Raw genomic sequence first — 20,879 nt, 5'->3', positions numbered from 1 at the left:
ACGCGGGAGGTCAGGCCGCCTGGAGTTCCAGGCGGGCCCCGAACTCGCGAACCACCGGCTCGTCCCGGAACGGTTCGAGCCGCTGGTGGAAGTCCTCCAGGTACTCGGCGCCCCGTTGGGAGCGCAGGGTCCCCAGGAGTTCCACGGCCCGCAGCCCGGTGTGGCAGGCCTGCTCGACCTCGCGCTGCTGGATCTGGGCCGTCGCCAACAGCACCAGGGCGATGGCCCGGCGGCGCGCCCGGGTGGGCGGGTGCTTGTCGAGGGCCTCGCGGGCCGTGCGGGCCGCGGCCTCGGCCTGCCCGAGGTCGCGGTGGCAGTGGGCCAGTTCGTCGGCGAGGTACGCCTCGTCGAAGTGGGCGATCCACACCGGGTCGTCACTCGACGCCGCGTCGGCGCGTTCCATCGCGGACACCGCCCGCACCGAGGCCTCCTGCGCGGAGCGGACGTCCCCGAGCAGGGCGTGTCCGCGGGCTTCGGCCGCGTGGAACATGGACTCCGCGCGGGGGGTGACCCGCCCGCGTGCGCCCTCCTGCGCCGCGCGCGCGAGTTGGGCGATCTCGCGCGGGTTGCCCAGCTGGGCGGCGAGGTGGCTCATCGAGGCGGCCAGCACGTATCCGCCGTAGCCGCGGTCCCCGGCCCCCTGGGCGAGCCTGAGCGCCTGGATGTAGTAGCGCTGCGCCAGGCCGGGTTGGCCGGTGTCGACGGCCATGTACCCGGCGAGTTCGGTGAGTCGGGCGACGGCGGCGAACAACTCCCGTCCCACCGTCTCCCGGTAGGAGCCGGCGAGGAGTCCGGAGACCACGCTGTTGAGGTAGTGGACGACCACGGGCCGCACGTGGCCGCTGCCGTACTGGTGGTCCAGGTCGACCAGGGCCGCGGTCATGGCCCGCACGGCCGCCACGTCGGAGGTGCCGACCCGGGGGCCGGCCTGACGGGCCACCTGGGCGTCCGGGGCGGAGATCAGCCAGTCTCGGCTGGGTTCCACCAGGGCGGAGGCGGCGACGGAGGAGCCGGACAGGAAGTCCCGGCGGCCCACGTCGCTGCGCCACAGTTCGCAGACCTGCTCGATGGCGCCCAGCACGGTGGGGGAGAACTGGAGGCCGACGCCGGAGGCCAGGTTCTTGCCGTTGGCCATGCCGATCTCGTCGATGGTGACCGTCCGGCCGAGCTTGCGGCCGAGCGCCTCGGCGATGATCGCGGGGGCGCGGCCCCGCGGCTGCTGGCCGCGCAGCCAGCGGGCCACGGAGGTCTTGTCGTAGCGCAGGTCGAGGCCGTGCTCGGCGCCGCACATGTTGACCCGGCGGGCCAGTCCGGCGTTGGAGCAGGCGGCTTCCTGGATGAGGGACTGGAGCCGTTCGTTCGGTTGTCGCGCGACGAGAGGCCGTGCGGCCATGACGTGAACCCCCTGTTGCTGCGGCGCTCGCCAGCCCGCCGCCTCGTCTGGTTCGGATGGTGTGGGTGTCGGGGCCGCCGTGGCTGCCGCGGGTGTGGAGGGTGCTGCGGGTGGTGTCCCGGTCTTCTCTGACATCGTGTCCGGTTCAGGTGGTTTCGCACTGTTCAGCCGTCGAGATGGCGGCTTCTCGCTGATCAATGCCCCGACGACAAAGGGAAGATGCGGGACATACGAGAAATGCCGGGGTAACGGCCGGTAGTACGCCCCTACCCTGGTTACCCACAGCCGCGGCTCGACCCTCCGCGCGCCCCTGCCAGTGCACCCATGCGCCCCGCCGCGGGCCCTCGTGCACCATGCCGTGCGCGAGGAGTGTCGTTACCCCTACAGAAAGCGAGAGTTGAGAAGCACGTGGAAGAGACCATCGAGCAGCGCGGAGCCGCATCGACCGCCCAGATCCCCCAGCAGCGGGGCGAAGCACCGCAGGACACGGCGGTGCGGTACGCCGAGGAACGACACTGGGACGTCTTCCCCGGCACCTGGATGGAGACCGTCGACGGGGTCCCGCGGTGCTCGTGCGACGACACCGGTTGCGCCGCGCCGGGGGCGCACCCGACGCGCAACGACTGGCCGGCGCAGGCCACCGGGAGCGCGTCGACCGCACGTCGCATCTGGGAGAAGCAGCCGAGCGCGTCGATCCTGCTGCCCACGGGCCGCACCTTCGACGTGATCGACGTGCCCGAGACCGCCGGGTTCCTGGCCCTGGCCCGGATGCGGCGGATGGAACTGACGCTCGGCCCGGTGCTGAGCGTGCCCAACGGGCGCACCCAGTTCTTCGTCCTGCCCGGCGCCTCGGCGAAGGTCCCCGACCTGATCCGCAAGCTGGGCTGGCCGCCGTCCTCGCTGGACCTGGACACCCTCGGCGAGGGCAAGTACGTCGCCGCGCCGCCGACCCGCTTCGGCACCCGGGGCGCCGTCCAGTGGGCCAACCGTCCCACGGACGCCAACCGTTGGCTGCCGGACGTCGAGGAGCTGATCAGTCCGCTGGCGTACGCCTGCGCGCGGGAGGCCCGCCGATAGGCGCCCCGTGCGCCTGCCCCGTTCCCGGCCCGCCACCGCCCGTCCCGGGCTCCGGCGCCTCCGGGGGACGCACCGGGCGGGGCGCGGCCGGTCTCGCCCGACCGACGCGCCGCGCTCCGTCCGGGAGGCCGTACGGGGTCGTGCACGCAGACGACCCGCAGGCGTGGTCCCCCCGCGCGGAGCGGGGGAAGCCGGCCGGACTGACCGGCGACCTGCGGGTCGGGTGACTGCGTGGATTGGGCCGGTTGCGCATGCGTCCACGCGCTGGTCCGGCACCGCACTCGGGTGGGGTGACGGGCCTAGCCCGCAGCCACCTCACTAGTCCGGTGATCACTCATGTTCCGAACCACCTCCCTTCTGTGTGCCTCCAGACTAGGCACGCCCCTCGGGCGCCCTCAAACGGTTTTCCGCCGCACCGCCCCGTGCCTCCCGCACCGGCCCCGGCCCCGACCGTCGCCCCGGCGCGAACCCGGCTGCGCGCGCCGGGCCCGCAAGCCCGCAGAGCCCCCGTACCGCCATCCGCGGCGTCCGCCCCCCATGCGCCCCCACCTGCACGGAAGCCGCCCCCGATGCCCCCGAAACGGGCCGTTGGGTCCTCGATCGTTTCCCGGCGCGGCCTCTTTCGGGGAACACTGGATGGGGTGGGTCACGTTCGAGTTGAATGAGGCCGGAGCGCGGTGGGCGTACCCGACGCGGTGGTACGCGTGCCGCACGGAAACGACGCGGTGCTGGGCGCCGCGGACAGGGGGTGCCCGGTGAGTGCTTCCCGACCGAGCGGGACCACCGACGAACTGGGACCGACCGGTCCCGACCGCGACGGGCGGGACGGCGCGGACCTGCTCGCGGCCCTGCTGGACGGCATGGACGCGGCCCTGTGCGCCCTCGACGCGGACGGGGTGGTCACCCACTGGAACCGGGAGGCCGAACGCGTCCTCGGGTGGAGCGCCGACGAGGCGGTCGGCCGTCAGGGGTTCGCGGGCTGGGCGGCCCGGCCGGGCGATGCCGCGGGCATCGTGGAGCGCCTGTTGGGCGCGATGCGGGCGCGGGGCCGTCAGGTCCACGAATTCGCCCTGCTCACCAAGGACGGCGGCCGGGTGCTGGTGCGCACCCAGTCCGCGGCCGTGCGCGGACCGGACGGCGAGCCCGCCGGCGTGTACTGCGCGTTCAGCGAGGTGCACGCGCAGATCGACCTGGAGCGGTCCATCGCCCTGAGCGAGGCCCTCTTCCAGGACGCCGCCTGGGGCGTCGTCCTGATCGACGCGGACCTGCGGCCCGCCGCCGCCAACGCGCACGCCGCCACCGCCCTCGGCAGCGGGCGCACCACCCTGCTGGGCCGACCGCTGGGCGAGTTCCTGACCCAGGGCGTGGAGGAGGTGGAGGGCGCGCTGGCGCACGTCCTCGCCGAGGGGGCGCCGCCCGTGCCCACCGACCTGTGGGTGACGGTCCGGCTGCCCGACGGCGAGGTCCGGCGCTGCTGGCGCAGCGGCTTCGTCCGGCTGTCGTCGCCGCTCGCCGAAGAACCGGTTCCGCTGGGCGTCGGCTGGCTCTTCCAGGACGTCACGGAGTCCAAGCAGACCGAGCAGGAGGCCACCCAGCTGCGGTTCCGCAGCAACCAGTTGCACCGGGCGGCTCGGGCGGCCGGTGAGTGCGAGGACCCCGCCGAGGCGATCTCGGTGCTGCTGGACTTCTCGCTCGCCGGCTTCGCCGACCACGTGCTGCTGGACGTGCTCGGCCGGGCCGACGCGCCCTCCGCGCACCCGGACCTCGACGTGCCGGTGCGCCTGGTGCGGGCCCTGGCCACGCCCGCCGGCCCCGCGGGCGGCCCGGGGCCCGGACTCGCGGCCCGTCGCTCCGGACTGCCGCTGCGGTACGCGGCCGGGCACCCGGCCGTCCAGAGCGTGGAGCGCACCAGCTCCGTGCGGGCCAGTGCGCCCGCCGATCCGCCGGGTCGCGCCCGGGAGTGGGCGCGGGCCCGGCAGTGGCCGGAGGACTCGGTGCACGCCCTGTGCTCGGTGCTGCGCAGCCGGGGCCGGACCCTGGGGGTGCTGACGTTCCTGCGGGCGGCGAGCCGCAGCCGCTTCGAGCGGCTGGACGCCACCTACGCGGAGTCGATCGCCGCCCGGATCGCGACGGCGGTGGACCTCGCCGACGCGCGGTCCGGCCCCCGCGGCTGAGCCGCGGGGGCCGGTGCGGCTACCGGCGGTAGAAGATGCGGTCGCGGTACTCGTCCATCACCCGGTCGTTCCAGTCGAGACCGCCGTCGACGTTCCCGGAGCGCAGCAGCGGGGGTTCGGTGCCGCGTCCGGCGAGCGCGCCGGCGGCGGTGGCCATGACCGCCTGGAGCACCGCGCTGTTGACCACCGTGGAGGCGGGGGCGAACGGGGCCGCGATGCCCTCGTGGGTGAGCTCGGCGTCGCCGAGGGGGATGCGGGTGTCCAGGACGACGTCGCAGTGGTCCTTGAGGTGGGTGCCGGACGGGTGCCGGGACGTGGTCCCGGTGGCGTAGGCGACGGAGGTGACGCCGATGACCGTGACCCCGAGGGCGCGGGCGTGGGAGGCCATCTCCACGGGCAACGCGTTCCGGCCGGAGAGCGAGATGACGATCAGGAGGTCCCCGGCGCGCAGCGGGCTGGTGTCCAGCACCGCCGTGGCCAGCCCCTCGACGTGCTCCAGCGCGGAGCCGAGGGTGGCGGGCACCGCGTCGACGCCCACGGCGCCGGGCACGGCCAGCAGGTTCATCAGGGCCAGGCCGCCCGCCCGGTAGACGATGTCCTGGGCGGCGAGCGCGGAGTGCCCGGCGCCGTAGGCGAAGAGCCGTCCACCTGCTTCGACGGTGTCCGCGACGAGGGTGCCCGCGGCGGCGATCTCGTCCGCGTCCCCGTCCCGGACCTGCTGGAGCAGCCCGATGGCCGCGTCGAAGAACCGGTCGGAGAGCTTCCGGTCGGCCCCCGTCCCCCGAGCCCCTCCATCGTGCGCCTGCGCGCCCCCGACTCCCTGGGAGCTGCTGTCGCTCATCGCCGAACCCCTTCGTTCACGATCGTGTGCGTCTCGCGCGCTGGAGCGCCGGCGCCCGTCCCCGGCGGCGTGCGCCCGTGGGTGGGTCGCGCGCGCCGGTGACCTCGCGTGCCGTCCCCGCGCGTGTCGCGGATCACCGTGCGTTCTGCACCGCTGCGCTGTCAACACGGGTGCGGACGCCACCCGCGGGCGGGTCTGCGTGGCGTTCCGCGCACGGCCGCGTGCGCGCCCGGAGGCGTCGGGACGAGGTCGGGTACGACGGCCGGGGCCCGGTTGTCGGCGCGATGCGTAAGAATTGGGGCCAGGGGCCAGCGCACTCGCTAGTGGAGCACTAGCAAAGCCGAACGAGGGGCACGTACGTATGTCCGGACTGATCGACACCACCGAGATGTATCTCCGCACCATCCTCGAACTCGAAGAGGAGGGTGTGGTCCCCATGCGCGCCCGCATCGCGGAGCGGCTGGACCAGAGCGGCCCGACGGTGAGCCAGACGGTGGCGCGCATGGAGCGCGACGGTCTGGTGTCGGTCGCCACCGACCGCCACCTGGAGCTGACCGAGGAGGGCCGCCGGCTCGCCACCCGCGTCATGCGCAAGCACCGCCTCGCGGAGTGCCTGCTGGTCGACGTGATCGGCCTGGAGTGGGAGCAGGTCCACGCGGAGGCGTGCCGCTGGGAGCACGTGATGAGCGAGGCGGTGGAGCGGCGCGTGCTGGAGCTGTTGCGGCACCCCACCGAGTCGCCGTACGGGAACCCGATTCCGGGGCTGGAGGAGTTGGGCGAGAAGGAGGCCGCCGACCCCTTCCTCGACGAGGGGATGGTGTCCCTCGCGGAGCTCGACCCGGGCAGCGAGGGCAAGACCGTGGCGGTCCGGCGGATCGGCGAGCCGATCCAGACGGACGCCCAGTTGATGTACACGCTGCGGCGGGCCGGGGTGCAGCCCGGTTCGGTGGTGAGCGTCACCGAGTCCGCGGGCGGGGTGCTGGTCGGCAGCGGTGGCGAGGCCGCCGAACTGTCGACCGAGGTGGCGTCCCACGTGTTCGTGGCCAAGCGGTGAGGCGCCGCTCTCGGGGCTGAGTCCCGTGCCGCCCCGCAGACGGCACGGGCCGGGCCCGGTTGCGGACGGGAGCGGGCGCCGTGGGCTCGACGGCGCCCGGACGGAACCGGACCGGTCCGGGTGCGCTTCGGAGGGCTCCGGGCAGCTCGCCCACCGGGCAGGGGCGTGCGCCACCTGCACGGGGCGTGAGCAGGTGGAGTGCGCCCCTGGATGTGGGGTTGTTGGGGCGGCGGAGAACGGGAGGGGGACGGCGGGTGTTCACATTCACAGTCGATGCGCATTCTGTGTGTGGAATCGCAGCGCCGGACCCCCTCCCCGTGCCAATCTGTGCGGCAGGCATATGACCAGGAGGCCGGGAACCGCACGTCGGGACCCGGTCGCTCGGCCGTGGAGGGGCGGACCATGCGCGGCGCGCAGGGGGCGGTACGTCAGTGGGGAGTGCGGCGCGGAGCGCTCGACGGCGGGCGCACGCCCCGGAGTCCGCGAGCCGGCCGCCGCACCGCGCACCACGGGGCGGGGCGGCCCGTGACGGGCCCCTACACCCGGGGGCGCCGGAGTCCGCGCCCCTTCGCCGCCCCGGAGCCCCGAGCTCTCGGGGGCGCTCCCCACGGGCCCGCCTCCCCGGGCGGACCGCCTCCCGGCAGCGAGCTCCCCCGGTTCACCGGGGACGTTCCCCGGGAAGCGTCATCCGAACGAGGGGTGTCACGACCCCGCACCGCCTTTTCGAATACAAGTTCGATAATCTGGCATCCGTCGACCTGACGACCGGCGGGTGGAGCGGTGCCCTGCATCATTCCGCCCCTTCCAGCCCACACACAAGACCCGCAACAGCCCAGTAGAGCGCGCGAGCGGCCCCCGGGCCGCCATGAGGGGGTGCCGGAGCAATGGCGAGGCGTATCGACGTGACCGGGGCGGACGGGGTGCGCCTGGCCGCCTGGGACTTCGCCGACCCGTCCAAGCCCGGGCGGGAGCGCGCGCCGGGCGTGTTGCTGTTGCACGGCCTGATGGGCCGGGCCTCGCACTGGGCCGACACCGCCCGCTGGCTGGGCGAACGGCACCGGGCGCTCGCCCTCGACCAGCGCGGACACGGCCGCAGCGACAAGCCCGTCGACGGCCCCTGGGACCGGGAGGCGTACATCGCGGACGCGATCGCCGCCCTGGAGCAGCTCCACCTCGCGCCCGCCGTGCTGATCGGCCACGGCATGGGCGCGCTGACGGCCTGGCAGGTGGCCGCGCGCCGGCCCGAGTTGGTGCGCGCGGTCGTGGTGGGCGACATGCGCGCCTCGGCGCTGGGCGCGGCCTCCCAGCGGGAGTGGGAGCAGTGGTTCGCCACCTGGCCGCTCCCGTTCGCGACCCTGGCCGACGTGCACAAGTGGTTCGGCGAGGACGACCCCCGGGTGGAGCGGCCGAACGCGACCCGCGGCGCGTTCTACGCCGAGGTGATGGCCGAGTCCCCGGACGGCTGGCGGCCCGTCTTCGACCCCGCGCACGTGCTCGCCTCCCGCGCCGCCTGGACGCACAACGCGCACTGGGACGAATTGGCGCAGGTCCGCTGCCCCACGCTGGTGGTGCGCGGACTGGACGGGGAGTTGGGGCGGGCGGAGGCCCAGGAGATGGTGCGGGTGCTGCCCCGGGGCCGGTACGCGGAGGTCGACGACGCCACCCACTTCGTCCACGTCGACCGGCCCGAGCAGTGGCGCACCGCGATCGAACCCTTCCTGGAGGAGGTCACCGCGGGCTGACCGGACCAGCCCGCGCGCCCGCCGCGGGGACGGTCAGGGGCTCAGCCGCTCGACCCGCCAGACGGTGTCGGGGCCGGTGCCCTCCCGCACGTACTGGAGCCGGTCGTGGAGGCGGTTCTCCCGCCCCTGCCAGAACTCCACGGTCAGCGGGGCCACCCGGTAGCCGCCCCAGTGCGGGGGCACCGGCACCTGCTCGCCCTCCGGGTACCGGGCCGCCAACTCGGCGTAGGCCCGGTCGAGTTCCGCGCGGGACGGGACCACCGTGGACTGGGCGCTGGCCCAGGCCCCGAGTTGGGAACCGTGCGGGCGGGTGCGGAAGTAGGCGGCGGTCTCGTCGCGACCGGTGCGGCTCGCGACCCCCGTGACGAGCACCTGCCGGGCCATCGGGTGCCAGGGGAAGAGCAGCGCGACCTGCGGGTTGGCGTCGAGGTCCCGGGCCTTGCGGGAACCGTAGTTGGTGTAGAAGACGAAGCCCTCGTGGTCGAACTGCTTCAGCAGGACGGTGCGGGAGCGGGGCCGGCCCCGGTCGTCCGCGGTGGACACCACCATGGCGTTCGGTTCGTAGAGGGCGCCCTCGTCCGCGGTGCGGGCCGCGTCCCGGAACCAGCGGGCGAACTGCTCCAGGGGGTGGGCCGCCAGGTCGTTCTCTTCGAGGCCCTGCTCCCGGTACTGCGCGCGCATCAGGGACGGGTTCGGGTGGTCGACGGAATCGCGGTTCACGGCGCCATCCTGCCGCACCCGCCCCGTGCGGACCGCGAGGGGGCGGTCACCCAGCGCGTACCCGACCCGGCACCCAGTGCCACCGCGGACCCGGTTTCCGGCACTCAGGGAAAGGTCCGCGCCCGGTTCCGGTTGGCCGACCGTCCGAACGGGGCATCACGGGGGTGACGGGTCAGGTCCGCGCGCTCCCCCACCGGTGGTGCCGCGGCACCGACGCCGGGCGCCCGGTGCGCCCTCCGCAGCAAGGAGCCGCCCCATGACCGACTTCGTTCCCGGGCTCGAAGGAGTCGTCGCGTTCGAAACGGAGATCGCCGAACCGGACCGGGAGGGCGGCGCCCTCCGCTACCGGGGCGTCGACATCGAGGAACTGGCCGGCCAGGTGCCCTTCGAGCAGGTGTGGGGGCTGCTGGTGGACGGATCCTTCGACCCTGGCCTCCCCCCTGCCGAACCGTTTCCGCTGCCCGTGCACTCGGGAGACGTCCGGGTGGACGTCCAGGCCGCGCTGGCCCAGCTGGCGCCCGTGTGGGGGCTGCGCCCCCTGCTGGACGTCAGCGAGGCCCAGGCCCGTGACGACCTCGCCCGCACCGCAGCGCTGGCCCTGTCCTACGTGGCGCAGTCCGCGCGGGGGCAGGGGCTGCCGATGGTGCCCCAGCGCGAGGCGGACCGGGCCACCACCGCGGCGCAGCGCTTCATGGTCCGGTGGCGGGGCGATCCCGACCCGCGGCACGTGGCGGCCGTCGACGCGTACTGGACCTCCGCCGCCGAGCACGGGATGAACGCCTCGACCTTCACCGCCCGGGTGATCGCCTCCACCGGCGCCGACGTCGCCGCCGCGCTCTCCGGCGCGGTGGGCGCCATGTCCGGGCCGCTGCACGGCGGCGCCCCGTCGCGGGTGCTGGGGATGGTCGAGGAGGTCGAGCGGACCGGCGACGCCGGCGCCTACGTGCGGCGGGCCCTGGACCGGGGCGAGCGGCTGATGGGCTTCGGGCACCGGGTGTACCGGGCCGAGGACCCGCGGGCCCGGGTGCTGCGGCGCACCGCCCGGGAGCTGGGCGCGCCCCGGTTCGAGGTGGCCGAAGCGCTGGAGGAGGCGGCGCTGGCGGAGTTGCGGGCCCGCCGCCCGGACCGGGTGCTGGCCACCAACGTGGAGTTCTGGGCGGCGGTCGTGCTGGACTTCGCCGAGGTGCCGGCGCACCTGTTCACCTCCCTGTTCACCTGTGCCCGGACGGCCGGCTGGTCGGCCCACGTGCTGGAGCAGAAGCGGACCGGGCGGCTGGTGCGGCCCTCCGCCCGGTACGCCGGGCCCGGAGCGCGCCCCCTCGCCGAGCTGCTGCGCCCGGAGCGCGCCGCCTCCTGAGCGGGCGCGGGGCCTCGTCCGCACGCCGGCGGACGGGCCCCGCGCCGGCGCTCAGGCCCGGACCGGACGGTTCCGGTGGTGACGGGCGGCGACCCGGGGGTGCGCGCGCAGCTTGCCCTTCCACTCGTTGCGGCCGAACTCGGCGTGCAAGGGGTTCGCCGGGTCCCGGGTGATCCCGGGGGCGCGCGGGGCGTACGGGAAGGGCAGCGGTTCCACCCGGGCGTCGAGCCGCGGGTTGTGGAAGTACGGGACGGAGAACCGTTCGGTGGCGCCGGGCGGGCTGACCACCCGGTGCGCGGTGGCCATGAGGTAGCCGTCGGTGGCGATCTCCAGGAGCTCGCCGAGGTTGACCACGAAGGCGCCGGGCAGCGGCGGCACGTCGTGGAACGTCCCGTCCTCGCCCTGCACCTGGAGCCCGCCGACCTCGTCCTGGAGCAGCAGGGTCAGGAAGCCGTAGTCCTTGTGCGCGCCCACCCCCTGCCCGGCGCCGTCGGCGCCCGCCCCGCCCGGGTAGCGGACCAGTTTCAGCTGGGGGTGCGCGCCCGGCCCGAAGAGGGGGTCGTAGAAGTCGGGCGGGGCGCCGATCGAGGCGAGCAGTTCCCTCAGCAGGCGCTGGGCGACGTCGCCGAGGCGGGCCATCCAGTCCAGTGCGGCGGTCCGCAGTTCGGGCAGGGCGTCGGGCCACTGGTTGGGGCCCTGGAGCCAGCCGTACGCGGGGGCGCCGAGGGCGGGCGCCCGGGCGGGGCGCTCGGTGCCGATGTCGAGTTGGTCGCGCCGGTCGGCCCGGCCGCCGGTGCGTTCCTCGCCGGTGCGGGTGTAGCCGCGGAAGTGCGGGGAGTTGACGATGTCGAGGGCGCCCCGCTCGGCCTCCGGCAGGGCGAAGAACCGGTGCACGACGGTGGTGAGCGCGGCGGTCCGGGCTTCCGGGACGCCGTGCCCGAGGAGGTGGAAGAAGCCCACCCGGTGTGCGGCGTCGTGCAGTTGGGCGTGGAGCAGTCGGCGGGCCTGGGGGCCGCGGTCCGCCGCGGAGAGGTCGATGACGGGCAGGTCCGTGCGGCCGGTGGAGTGGTTGCCGTCGAGGGGGCGGGCGAGGGGGACGGTGGTGTCACCCGGGTGCGTCATGGGATGTCCGCTGGGGGTACGGCACGGGCGCCGCCGGGATGGGGCGCCGGCTGCCTGGGTTGACGGGGGTCGGGTCAGGCGGGACGCCGACATCCGGTGCTCGTCACACGGCGGTAGTCCACGTGACGGCGGCGTACGAGCGGAAGCATGTCGCCAGCGTACTGCGGGGGTGGAGGGCGCGCGCGTGCGCGCGCTCACAGGTGGTCCGCGCCCGGCGCGAGGTGTGCGCACGCCGGGCGCGGGGAGGTCAGAGCGGATCGGCGGCGGGTGCCGCGCGCCGGCCGCGGGCCACCTGGGTGCGGACCGCGCCCATGCTCGCCGCGATGACCAGGACGATGGCCACGCTCTGGGAGGCGGTGAGGGTCTGGCTCAGGACGAGGAACCCGGCCGCCGCGGCGATCGCCGGCTCCAGGCTCATCAGGACGGCGAAGGTGGAGGCGGGCATCCGGCGCAGGGCGAGCAGTTCCAGGGTGTACGGGAGCACGGAGGACAACAGGGCGATGGCCGCGCCGAGCCCGAGGACGGCGGGGTCGAGGAGTGCGGTCCCGGACTCCACCACGCCGAAGGGCAGGATCAGCACCGCGCCCACGGCCATGGCGAGCGCGAGGCCGTCGGCCTTGGGGAAGCGGCGGCCGGTGCGGGCGGAGAACACGATGTACAGGGCCCACAGGGCGCCCGCCGCGAGGGCGTAGGCCATGCCGACCGGGTCCAGGGTGCCGAAGCCGCCGCCGCTGAGCAGGAACACCCCGGCGAGCGCGAGGCCCGCCCAGAGCAGGTTGATCGCGCGGCGGGAGACGATCACCGACAGGGCGAGCGGACCGAGCACCTCCAGGGTGACGGCCGGGCCGATGGGGATGCGGTCGATGGCCTGGTAGAAGAGGCCGTTCATGCCGGCGAGGGTCACCGCGAAGGCGACGACCGTGGTCCAGTCGGCGCGGGTGTACCCGCGCAGTCGGGGCCGGCAGACCAGGAGGAGGACCAGCGCGGAGACCACCAGGCGCAGGGTGACGACGCCGAGGACCCCGGCCCGGGGCATCAGGGTGACCGCGAGGGCCCCGCCGAACTGAACGGAGACGCCGCCCGCGAGGACCAGCCCGACCGGGCCGAACGCCCCGAACCGTCCCGGTCGCGCGCCGCCGTCCGCGGGGGCGGGGGCCGGGGCGCGCGCGGGGGCCGGGCCGGCGGTGGCGGCGGTCGGGGGGACGTCCACGGGTTCCTCGCATCGTCATCGGTGGCGGGTCGGCCGGCGACACCCGTCCGATCACTACTCTGAACTCAAAGGTGCACTTTAATGCACCACGTCGGGGGATGCCCAGCACCTCGACCCCGAACACCCCGGAGCACTGCGCCGGCGCACGGGCCCTGCCCCCGAGCCGGTGCCCGCCCCGGGGCGGGCCCTCGGCCCTCCCCACCACGCTAAACGCCCCGTGCGCGCCCGTGAAATGCCGATCGGACCGCGCCTATGCTTCACAGACATGAGCGCTGACAGCGGCCATCGGCCCCGCCCGGCCGGCACCGGCACCGGCAGCCTGCGCACCCTGGAGATCCGTCATCTGCGCTGCTTCCTCGCCGTCGCCGAGGAGGGCAGCTTCACTCGGGCGGCGATCCGGCTGCGGCTCACCCAGCCGGCCGTGTCCCGGACCCTCGCCGCCCTGGAGGGCGCGCTCGGCGTCCGGCTGGTGGACCGCTCCACCCACCACCTCGCCCTGACCCCCGAGGGCCACGCCTTCCGGGACCGGGCCCGGGCCGCCGTCACCGCCTTCGAGGACGCCCTCGCCACCGGCCGCGGGGCGCCCCGCCCGCTGCGGATCGGCCACCCCTGGTCGGCGCTGGGCCCGTACACCACGCCCCTGCTGCGCCGCTGGCGCGCCGCGCACCCGGACACCCCGCTGGAGCTGCTGCGCATCGACGACCGGACCGCGGGGCTGACCCGGGGGCTGGTCGACGCGGCGTTCCTGCGCGGACCGCTGCCGGCGCCCGGGCTGGAGTCGGTGCGGCTGTACGAGGAGGGGCAGGTCGCCGCGGTCCCCTCGGACGGGCCGCTGGCCGACCGGGCGGACCTGCGGCTGGCCGACCTGTCGGACCGCACCATCGCCCTGAACACCGTCTCCGGGCTGACCTCCCTGGAGCTGTGGCCCGCCGCGATCCGCCCGGTCTCGGTGGTCAAGGTCGCCAACACCGACGACTGGCTGAACGCCATCGCCGCCGACCGGGCGGTGGGCGTCTCGGCGACCGCCACCGCCCGGATGCACCCGCACCAGGGCGTCGTCTACGTGCCGCTGGCCGACGCGCCCCCGGTGCCGGTGCTGCTGGCCTGGCGCACCGGCACCGACGGCCCCGCGCTCCACGCCCTGTTGGCCCTGGTCCGCACGGTGCTGACGGAGGGCGGGGACGGGGGCGCTTGAGTCTCCCGCCGGGGGAGATCCCAGAGTGGGGCCATGAACGGCGGCACTCCCTACTCGATCGGTGAGCTGGCCCGGCGCACCGGGCTGACGGTCAAGACCGTCCGCTACTACTCCGACCGCGGCCTCGTCACGCCCGTGGACCGCACCCCCGCCGGCTACCGGCGCTACGGACCGGACGCCGTGGCCCGGCTCGCCCTGGTGCGCACGCTACGGGAACTCGGCATCGGCCTCGACGTGATCCGTCGGGTCACGGCACGGGAGCGCACCCTCGGCGAGGTCGCCGCGGAGCACCTCGCCGCGCTGGACGTCCAGATCGACGTCCTGCGGCTGCGGCGGGCCGTGTTGGGCGTCGTCGCCGCGCACGGAACCATCCCCGGGGAGATGGCACGCATGCACCGGTCGGCCACCCTGACCGCGGTCGAACGCCGACGTCTGGTCGACGACTTCCTGCACGAGGTCTTCGACGGCCTCGGCGACCCCGCCCGGCACGCCGGACCACGGCGCACCCTGACCCCCGACCTCCCCGACGACCCCACGGAGGAGCAACTCGCCGCCTGGGTGGAGCTGGCCGGGCTGACCCTCGATCCGGAGTTCCGGGCCGATCTGCGGCACCTCGTCCACACCCATCTGGCCGAGCTGCCCGCCGATGCCGGCGCCCCGCCGCGGCCGGGCACGATCGGCCTGGCCCGGCTGGTCGTGGGGCCCGCCCTCGCGGCCGGCACCGACCCCGGATCGTCGCGGGCCGATCCGGTGGTCGCGGAGTTCACCGCCCGCTGCGCGCTCCTCCACGACCGCCCCGACGACCGGGCCCTGCGGCGGTGGCTGCTGGACCGGCTCGACGGGATGCGCGATCCGCGCAAGGGCCGGTACTTCCGGCTGCTGGCCCTGATCAACGGCTGGCAGCCGCCCCGGTGCACGGCTCCGGTGATCGACTGGACCGTCGCCGCACTACGGGTCCGCACGGCCGGCTGACCCCGTCCCGGCGCCCTCCTCCCCGGGCAGGCCGTCCGCCAGCGCTTCGGCCAGGTGGCGACCCCGGACCCCGCCGAGTTGGGCGAGCTGGGTGCGGCAGGAGTAGCCGTCCGCGAGGACCAGGGCGCCCGGCGGGGCCGCCCGCACCGAGGGCAGCAGCTGTTCCTCGGCGCAGCGCCGCGACACCTCGAAGTGACCCTTCTCGAAGCCGAAGTTGCCGGCCAGTCCGCAGCAGCCGCCGCTCAGTCGCCCGCTCAGGCCGGCGGCGTCCCGGACCCGCTGGTCGGCCGCGTCGCCGAGGACCGCGTGCTGGTGGCAGTGGGTCTGGCCGACTACCGGCCGGTCCAGCCGGGGCGGACGCCAGTGGGGCAGCTGCGCCTCCAGCGTCTCGGCGAAGGTGCGCACCGAGGCCGCCAGCCGGTGGGCGCGGGGGTCCTTCGACAGGAGCTCGGGCAGGTCGGTGCGGAGAGTGGCGGCGCAGCTCGGTTCCAGGACGGTCACCGGCTGGTCCGGGCCGCCGGTCCGGTCCAGCAGGTCGAGGGTGCGGGTCATCACCCGGCGGGCCCGGTCGAGTTGGCCGGTGGTGACGTAGGTCAGCCCGCAGCACACCCCGGTGCCGGGCAACAGGACCTGCTGTCCCGCCGCCTCCAGCACCCGGACGGCGGCCCGGCCGACCTCGGGGGCCAGGTGCTCGGTGAAGGTGTCCGGCCACACCACGGTGGTCTGACCGGCCGACAGGAACCGGGGGCCGGGCGGGGTCCGCCGGGCGAACCAGCGGGTGAAGGGTTCGGGGGCGAGCGGCGGGAGGTCCCGGCGCGGGTCGATGCCGGCCAGCCGCTTGCCGAGGGCGGCCAGCGGCTCCCGGGCGGCCAGGGCGTTCAGCAACGGTGCGGTGCGGGTGGCCGCGGCCAGCCGGAGCCAGCGCGGCAGCCGGCCCAGGGCGTAGTGGGAGGCCGGGCGGAGCCGTCCCGCGTAGTGGTGGTGGAGGAACTCCGCCTTGTAGGTGGCCATGTCGACGCCGACCGGGCAGTCCGAGCGGCACCCCTTGCAGGAGAGGCAGAGGTCGAGGGCGTCCCGCACCTCGGGGGCGCGCCAGCCGCCGGTGATGACGGCGTCGGGGGCGCCGGTGGTGCCGGCCAGCATCTCGTGGAGCAGCCGGGCCCGGCCCCGGGTGGAGTGTTCCTCCTCTCCGGTGGCCCGGAAGGAGGGGCACATCACGTCCGGGCCGGGCGCGGTGGTGCGGCACTTGGCGACGCCGACGCAGCGGCGCACCGCCGCGGTGAAGTCCCCGCCGTCCTGCGGGTAGCCGAACTCCACCGGCACCGGCCGCCGGGGCAGCACGGCGAACCGCAACCCTTCGTCCAGCCGCGCCGGCCGGACGAGTACCCCGGGGTTCAACAGTCCCTGTGGGTCCCAGGCGGCTTTCACCCGCGCGAAGAGCCCGACGAGTTCGGGGCCGTACATCCGGGGCAGCAACTCGGCCCGGGCGGTGCCGTCGCCGTGCTCCCCGGAGAGCGAACCGCCGTGGGCGACCACCAGGTCCGCCAACTCTTCGGAGAAGGCGCGGAACCGGGCGATGCCGGGGGCGGTGAGCAGGTCGAAGTCGATCCGTGCGTGCACACAGCCGTCGCCGAAGTGCCCGTAGGGGGTGCCGTGCAGGCCGTGCGCGGCGAGCAGGGCGCGGAACTCCCGCAGATAGGCGCCGAGTCGGGCCGGGGGAACCGCGCAGTCCTCCCAACCGGGCCACGCCTCGGAGCCGTCCGGCATCCGGGTGGCGGTGCCGGCCGCGTCCTCCCGGATCCGCCACAGGGCCCGCTGGGCGGCCGGGTCGGTGACCACCCGGGCGTCGAGGGCGTCCGCGGAGCGGACGATCCGTTCGGCAGCCGCCCGGGCCTCGGCCGGGCTCGCCCCGCCGGTCTCCACGAACAGCCAGGCCGTGCCCCGGGGCAGGGCGTCCAGAACGCCCGGGGGCACCAGGTCGACGGCCATGCCCTCGACGGTCAGCGGCCGGTGCGCCAGCAGGCCGGGGGCGGCGTCCGCCGCCGCCGACTCGTCGACGTGGCCGAGCACGGCGAGGGCCCGCGCGGGCGGGGTCTCCACCAGTTTCACGGTGACCTCGGTGAGCAGGCCGAGGGTGCCTTCGGAGCCGCAGAACGCCCGTGCCACGTCGGCGCCCCGCTCGGGCAGCAGGGCGTCCAGGGCGTAGCCGGAGATCCGGCGCGGGAGGTCGGGGAAGCCGGTGCGCAGCAGGGCGAGTTCGGATTCCACCAGCGGGCGGAGCGCCGCGGGGGCCCCGGTCCAGTCGCGGCCGAGTCGGGTGAGGGCGGGGCCGTGGTCACCGACGCAGAGGGCTGCGGTGAGCGAGGCGACGTTGTCGGCGGTGGTGCCCCAGGCCACCGAGTGGGCTCCGCAGGCGTTGTTGCCCACCATGCCGCCGATGGTGCACCGGCCGTGGGTGGAGGGGTCGGGGCCGAAGCGCAGCCCGTGCGGGGCGGCGGCCTCCTGGAGCCGGTCGAGGACGAGGCCGGGCTGCACGGTCGCCGTCCGGGCCTCGGGGTCCAGGTCCAGGACCCGGTCGAGGTGACGGGTGAAGTCGAGGACCACCCCGGTGCCGGTGGCCTGGCCGGCGATCGAGGTGCCGCCGCCGCGGGCGAGGACGGGCACCCCGTGGTCCCGGCAGACGGTGAGGGCGGCGAGGACGTCGTCCGCGTCCCGCGGGGCCACCACCGCCAGCGGCACCCGTCGGTAGTTGGAGGCGTCCATGGTGGTCAGGGCGCGGGCGGTGGGCCCGAAGTCGACTTCTCCGGCCACCTCCGCCCGCAACGCGGCCCGGAGGCCCTCCGGTTCGGTGTCGGTCCCGTGGTCCGTCATCCCCCCAGCATCCCGCGCGCGGGCGGACGGGGGCGGAAGCCCCGCCCCGGAGCGGGTCGGGGAACCCCGGGGAACGGGCCGAACGCGCCCGTCGACGCGGGCGAGAGAACCTGCGGGGCGGGCGATTCCGGCGAATCCGGCCCGGATTCCAGGAGATCCGGGAGCGATAAAAACGGCCAAAGCATCGAAAGGGAATTCCGACGGGCGAGAGGGCGACGAATCGGACCGCGAAGGAAAACGAGAAGAACGCGGAAAACGAGAAGAACCCCGCGCGCGACCGCCGGCACGGGGACACCGGGAAGCCCGGGATCGAGGCCCGGACCTGCACCGTCAAGTCCGCGGTGCCGTGCGACGGGGCGCACCGGCCGGGGCGCCGGAACTCGTGAATCGGAGCCGGCCGGCCGCCGCCATGTGCGTAGCCGGATCGCCCGGGCCGGGTCCGGTCGGTGAATCCGATCGCCGTATACGAGGCGGTCGGTATGCCCCGGGCGGCGGCACCGCCGGGCGGGGCCGCGCAGGGGCGGCACGGCAAACGGAAGGGAGACCGGTTGCCGTGGGAAACGAATGCGGCGGGGACGTCGGCGGGTCGGATGCGCGAAGGCGGCCCCCCGCCTGCTCCGGAGCAACGGAATGGGCTGGGAAAACGGGCCGGACGGGGCGGGGGACCAGGGAAGCCGTCGCACCCGTGGGTTACCGCCTGCGAACGGTGTGGAATTGCTCGGCGCATCTCCTTACCCCGGCGCCGCCTTCCCCTCACCCGGTCCCGAGCGAATGACACGAGAACCCCACAGGGCCGCTGTGTGGTTCAGACCAATTGCTTAGCGCGACGGTACGGAAAGCCAGGAATTCCGCTGCGGGATGTTCCCAAACCGATCAGGAACTCTCCTATAGTGACGACAAGTTGAACGGCGGGTGTTTCCTGTCCGTACGGAGAAGCACTTCGACCCATCGGTCGGCCGTTTCGACGCAGCCCACCACCCGGGGCCGGGCACCCTCGGGCCCCCCGGGGAGCGACCCGCGCCCGTGACGGACACCCCGTGACGGTCCCCACCGCGGACACCCCGCGGGGCGGAGGCCCTGCCCCCTCCCACCCACCAGCCCCCCGACACCCGCACCCGCACCCAGCCACCGTGGACTCGCCACCCGAGGACATGACCCGAGGACACGATTGATGACCGCGCCCCTACCGCACGCGCACCCCGCGGGACGCCGCATACCCGCGTCCAAGCGGGCGAAGGTCCGTCAGACGGCGGCCCTTCCCACCCCGCAGGCGTCCGCTCCGCCCGCGACCCCCGCCCCGGCGTCCCCCCCGCCGGCGTTCGCCACCCCCACCCCCCTCTCCGCCGCCGAACTGCGCACCACCCGCCCCGTCCAGGGCACCACCGTGCACGAGCCGTCCCGGCCCGCCCCGGCGACCGCCCCCCGCACCCGCACCGGCACGGCCCCGGCCCCGAGCGCCCCCGGCCCGATGCGTTCCGCCCTCGCGGGACTGCTCACCCTGCTGCTCTCCGGCGGCGCCACGCTCGCCACCGCCCTGGCCGCGCCCCCCGAGGTCCGGAACACCGTGGCCCTCGGCGGCGCCGCGGCCGGCGCCCTGCTGCTCTCCGTCACCGTCGCCGTCACCCACCGGACCCTGCACACCGCCCGGTTGCTGCGGGAGCGGCTCGCCGCGGCGCGGGCCGAGACCGCCCGCGCCCTCGCCCAGAACGCCTCCCTCACCGAGAAGCTGGCCGACGAACGGGAGCGGGCCGCCGAGGAACTCACTCGGGAACGCGACCGGTTGGGCGCCGTCTGCGAACGGCTCTCCGTCGACAACGCCCGGCTGGCCGAGGCCGCCGACCACGCCGCCATCGACCGCGCCGCCACCCTGTCCGCCTGCGCCAACGCCGCCGGGCGGCTCCAGGCCCTGGCCACCGGCACCCTGGCCGACCTGCGCCGCATGGAGGACCAGCACGCCGACGAGAACGTCCTCGCCGACCTGCTGCACCTCGACCACCGCACCGCGCAGGCCGGTCGGATCGCCGACTCGATGGCGCTGCTCACCGGCTCGCGCTCCGGGCGGCGTTGGTCCCGACCCATCGTCATGGAGTCCATCCTGCGCGGCGCGATGGGCCGCATCAGCGCCTACCGGCGGATCCGGGTGCACTCCACCAGCCAGGTCGCCGTCGCCGGCCACGCCGCCGAGGGCGTGATGCACGCCCTCGCCGAACTCCTCGACAACGCCGCCAACTTCTCCTCGCCGACCTCCGAGGTCCACGTGTACGTGGAGGAGGTGCCGGCCGGGGTCGTCGTCTCCGTCGAGGACAGCGGGCTGGTGATGAGCGAGCTCCAACTGCACCGTGCGGAGCGGTCCGTGTCCGGCGAGTGCACCGCGCTCGGCGGGCTCTCCGGCACCCGGCTCGGACTCGCCGTGGTGGGCCGGCTCGCCCTCAAGCACGGACTGAAGGTGTCGTTCCGCCCCTCCTCGCGCGGCGGCACCGGCGTGGTCCTGATGATCCCCCGGTCCCTGCTGACCGGCCCCGACGCCGCACCCTCGCGCTACTCGGGCCTGCCCGAGACCGAAGCCGAGCCGGTGCTCGCCGCCGACCCGGAGCACGCGCGTCCCGCCCCGGCGGCCGGTGACCCCGCCACCGAGGACGCCCGGCCCGGCACGACGTCCTCCGTCGTCCCCGCGGCCGACCCGCACCCGCTGTCCTTCTCGTACGCCGCCGCCCGGCCGGACGCGGAGGACGGCCTCGACCCCGACCCGGTGCCGTCCCACGGCCGGCCGTCCCAGGCCGCCGCGGCCCGCACCGCACCGGCCGCCCTGCCGGTGCGCGGCGCGACCCCGCCGACCGGCCGGCTCCCGCGCCGGGCCCGGGGCCGCACCCTCGCCGACACCGACCCCCGGCGCGCCGGCGGCGACCCCTACGCCGTCTCCGCCCCCCTCGACCCCGCGGAAGTCGCCGCCCGCACGGCGCGGTTCAGCAACTTCCGGGCGGCCGTCCGCACCGCTCCCCCGGCCTCCGCCCAGGCCGAACCGGCCGTCGAACCGCTCCAGCAGGAAGGTGAGCCCACCTCATGACCACCGCCCGCTCACACACCGCCGCCCCCGCCGGCCCGGCGCAGCAGACCGGACAGACCGGAGCGGGGACGCTCCACGCGTTCGACG

General features: G+C 75.5%; 14 protein-coding genes. 8 read left to right on the top strand and 6 right to left on the bottom strand.

Annotated elements, in window-relative coordinates:
• Positions 1 to 10: 10 nt before the first annotated feature.
• The gene (locus ACSMX9_RS17130) at positions 11 to 1,393 is read right to left on the bottom strand and encodes a transcriptional regulator (protein WP_351241402.1); all 1,383 of its coding nucleotides are present in this window, start codon (positions 1,391 to 1,393) and stop codon (positions 11 to 13) included.
• Positions 1,394 to 1,801: 408 nt separating this feature from the next.
• On the opposite strand from ACSMX9_RS17130, the gene ACSMX9_RS17125 reads away from it, so the two are divergent.
• Together ACSMX9_RS17125 and ACSMX9_RS17120 are read left to right on the top strand one after the other, a co-directional pair.
• Complete coding sequence (locus ACSMX9_RS17125; RefSeq protein ID WP_445394971.1) at positions 1,802 to 2,470, top strand: bifunctional DNA primase/polymerase; 669 nt, start codon at positions 1,802 to 1,804, stop codon at positions 2,468 to 2,470.
• A gap of 755 nt (positions 2,471 to 3,225) precedes the next feature.
• On the top strand, positions 3,226 to 4,644 hold the full coding sequence (locus ACSMX9_RS17120) for a PAS domain-containing protein (RefSeq protein WP_445394970.1): 1,419 nt from the start codon (positions 3,226 to 3,228) through the stop codon (positions 4,642 to 4,644).
• Between the two features lie 19 nt (positions 4,645 to 4,663).
• Here the strand turns inward: ACSMX9_RS17120 and ACSMX9_RS17115 are convergent, their stop codons facing one another.
• Complete coding sequence (locus ACSMX9_RS17115; protein WP_445394969.1) at positions 4,664 to 5,485, bottom strand: SIS domain-containing protein; 822 nt, start codon at positions 5,483 to 5,485, stop codon at positions 4,664 to 4,666.
• Between the two features lie 361 nt (positions 5,486 to 5,846).
• Here ACSMX9_RS17115 and ACSMX9_RS17110 point away from each other — a divergent pair, with 361 nt between their 5' ends.
• Both ACSMX9_RS17110 and ACSMX9_RS17105 read left to right on the top strand, forming a co-directional pair.
• Positions 5,847 to 6,539, top strand: a complete 693-nt coding sequence (locus ACSMX9_RS17110) for a metal-dependent transcriptional regulator (RefSeq protein ID WP_445394968.1) — start codon at positions 5,847 to 5,849, stop codon at positions 6,537 to 6,539.
• 884 nt (positions 6,540 to 7,423) lie between these two features.
• Positions 7,424 to 8,281, top strand: a complete 858-nt coding sequence (locus ACSMX9_RS17105) for an alpha/beta fold hydrolase (protein WP_445394967.1) — start codon at positions 7,424 to 7,426, stop codon at positions 8,279 to 8,281.
• Between the two features lie 33 nt (positions 8,282 to 8,314).
• Here ACSMX9_RS17105 and pdxH read toward each other — a convergent pair whose 3' ends face one another.
• Positions 8,315 to 8,962: a pyridoxamine 5'-phosphate oxidase gene (pdxH, locus tag ACSMX9_RS17100; protein ID WP_445403011.1), complete on the bottom strand. Its 648-nt coding sequence runs from the start codon at positions 8,960 to 8,962 to the stop codon at positions 8,315 to 8,317.
• A gap of 295 nt (positions 8,963 to 9,257) precedes the next feature.
• Here pdxH and ACSMX9_RS17095 point away from each other — a divergent pair, with 295 nt between their 5' ends.
• The gene (locus ACSMX9_RS17095) at positions 9,258 to 10,358 is read left to right on the top strand and encodes a citrate synthase 2 (protein WP_445394966.1); all 1,101 of its coding nucleotides are present in this window, start codon (positions 9,258 to 9,260) and stop codon (positions 10,356 to 10,358) included.
• A gap of 51 nt (positions 10,359 to 10,409) precedes the next feature.
• Here ACSMX9_RS17095 and ACSMX9_RS17090 read toward each other — a convergent pair whose 3' ends face one another.
• Together ACSMX9_RS17090 and ACSMX9_RS17085 are read right to left on the bottom strand one after the other, a co-directional pair.
• On the bottom strand, positions 10,410 to 11,480 hold the full coding sequence (locus ACSMX9_RS17090) for an isopenicillin N synthase family dioxygenase (RefSeq protein WP_445394965.1): 1,071 nt from the start codon (positions 11,478 to 11,480) through the stop codon (positions 10,410 to 10,412).
• A gap of 247 nt (positions 11,481 to 11,727) precedes the next feature.
• Positions 11,728 to 12,690 carry an EamA family transporter gene (locus ACSMX9_RS17085; RefSeq protein WP_445394964.1) on the bottom strand — a complete coding sequence of 321 codons (963 nt, stop codon included), beginning with the start codon at positions 12,688 to 12,690 and terminating at the stop codon, positions 11,728 to 11,730.
• A 265-nt stretch (positions 12,691 to 12,955) separates the two neighbouring features.
• On the opposite strand from ACSMX9_RS17085, the gene ACSMX9_RS17080 reads away from it, so the two are divergent.
• Together ACSMX9_RS17080 and ACSMX9_RS17075 are read left to right on the top strand one after the other, a co-directional pair.
• Positions 12,956 to 13,885 carry a LysR family transcriptional regulator gene (locus tag ACSMX9_RS17080; RefSeq protein WP_445394963.1) on the top strand — a complete coding sequence of 310 codons (930 nt, stop codon included), beginning with the start codon at positions 12,956 to 12,958 and terminating at the stop codon, positions 13,883 to 13,885.
• 33 nt (positions 13,886 to 13,918) lie between these two features.
• The gene (locus tag ACSMX9_RS17075) at positions 13,919 to 14,857 is read left to right on the top strand and encodes a MerR family transcriptional regulator (protein ID WP_445394962.1); all 939 of its coding nucleotides are present in this window, start codon (positions 13,919 to 13,921) and stop codon (positions 14,855 to 14,857) included.
• Here ACSMX9_RS17075 and ACSMX9_RS17070 read toward each other — a convergent pair.
• On the bottom strand, positions 14,834 to 17,728 hold the full coding sequence (locus tag ACSMX9_RS17070) for an FAD-binding and (Fe-S)-binding domain-containing protein (RefSeq protein WP_445394961.1): 2,895 nt from the start codon (positions 17,726 to 17,728) through the stop codon (positions 14,834 to 14,836). The genes ACSMX9_RS17075 and ACSMX9_RS17070 overlap by 24 nt on opposite strands.
• Before the next feature lie 1,171 nt (positions 17,729 to 18,899).
• Between ACSMX9_RS17070 and ACSMX9_RS17065 the strand changes: the two genes are divergently transcribed.
• Complete coding sequence (locus ACSMX9_RS17065; RefSeq protein ID WP_445394960.1) at positions 18,900 to 20,792, top strand: ATP-binding protein; 1,893 nt, start codon at positions 18,900 to 18,902, stop codon at positions 20,790 to 20,792.
• The last annotated feature ends 87 nt before the right edge of the window (positions 20,793 to 20,879 follow it).

The organism is Streptomyces sp. LE64 (genome assembly GCF_052606915.1).
The sequence above is the reverse complement of the archived record's forward strand: the minus strand, read 5'-3'. Positions and strand labels throughout refer to the sequence as shown.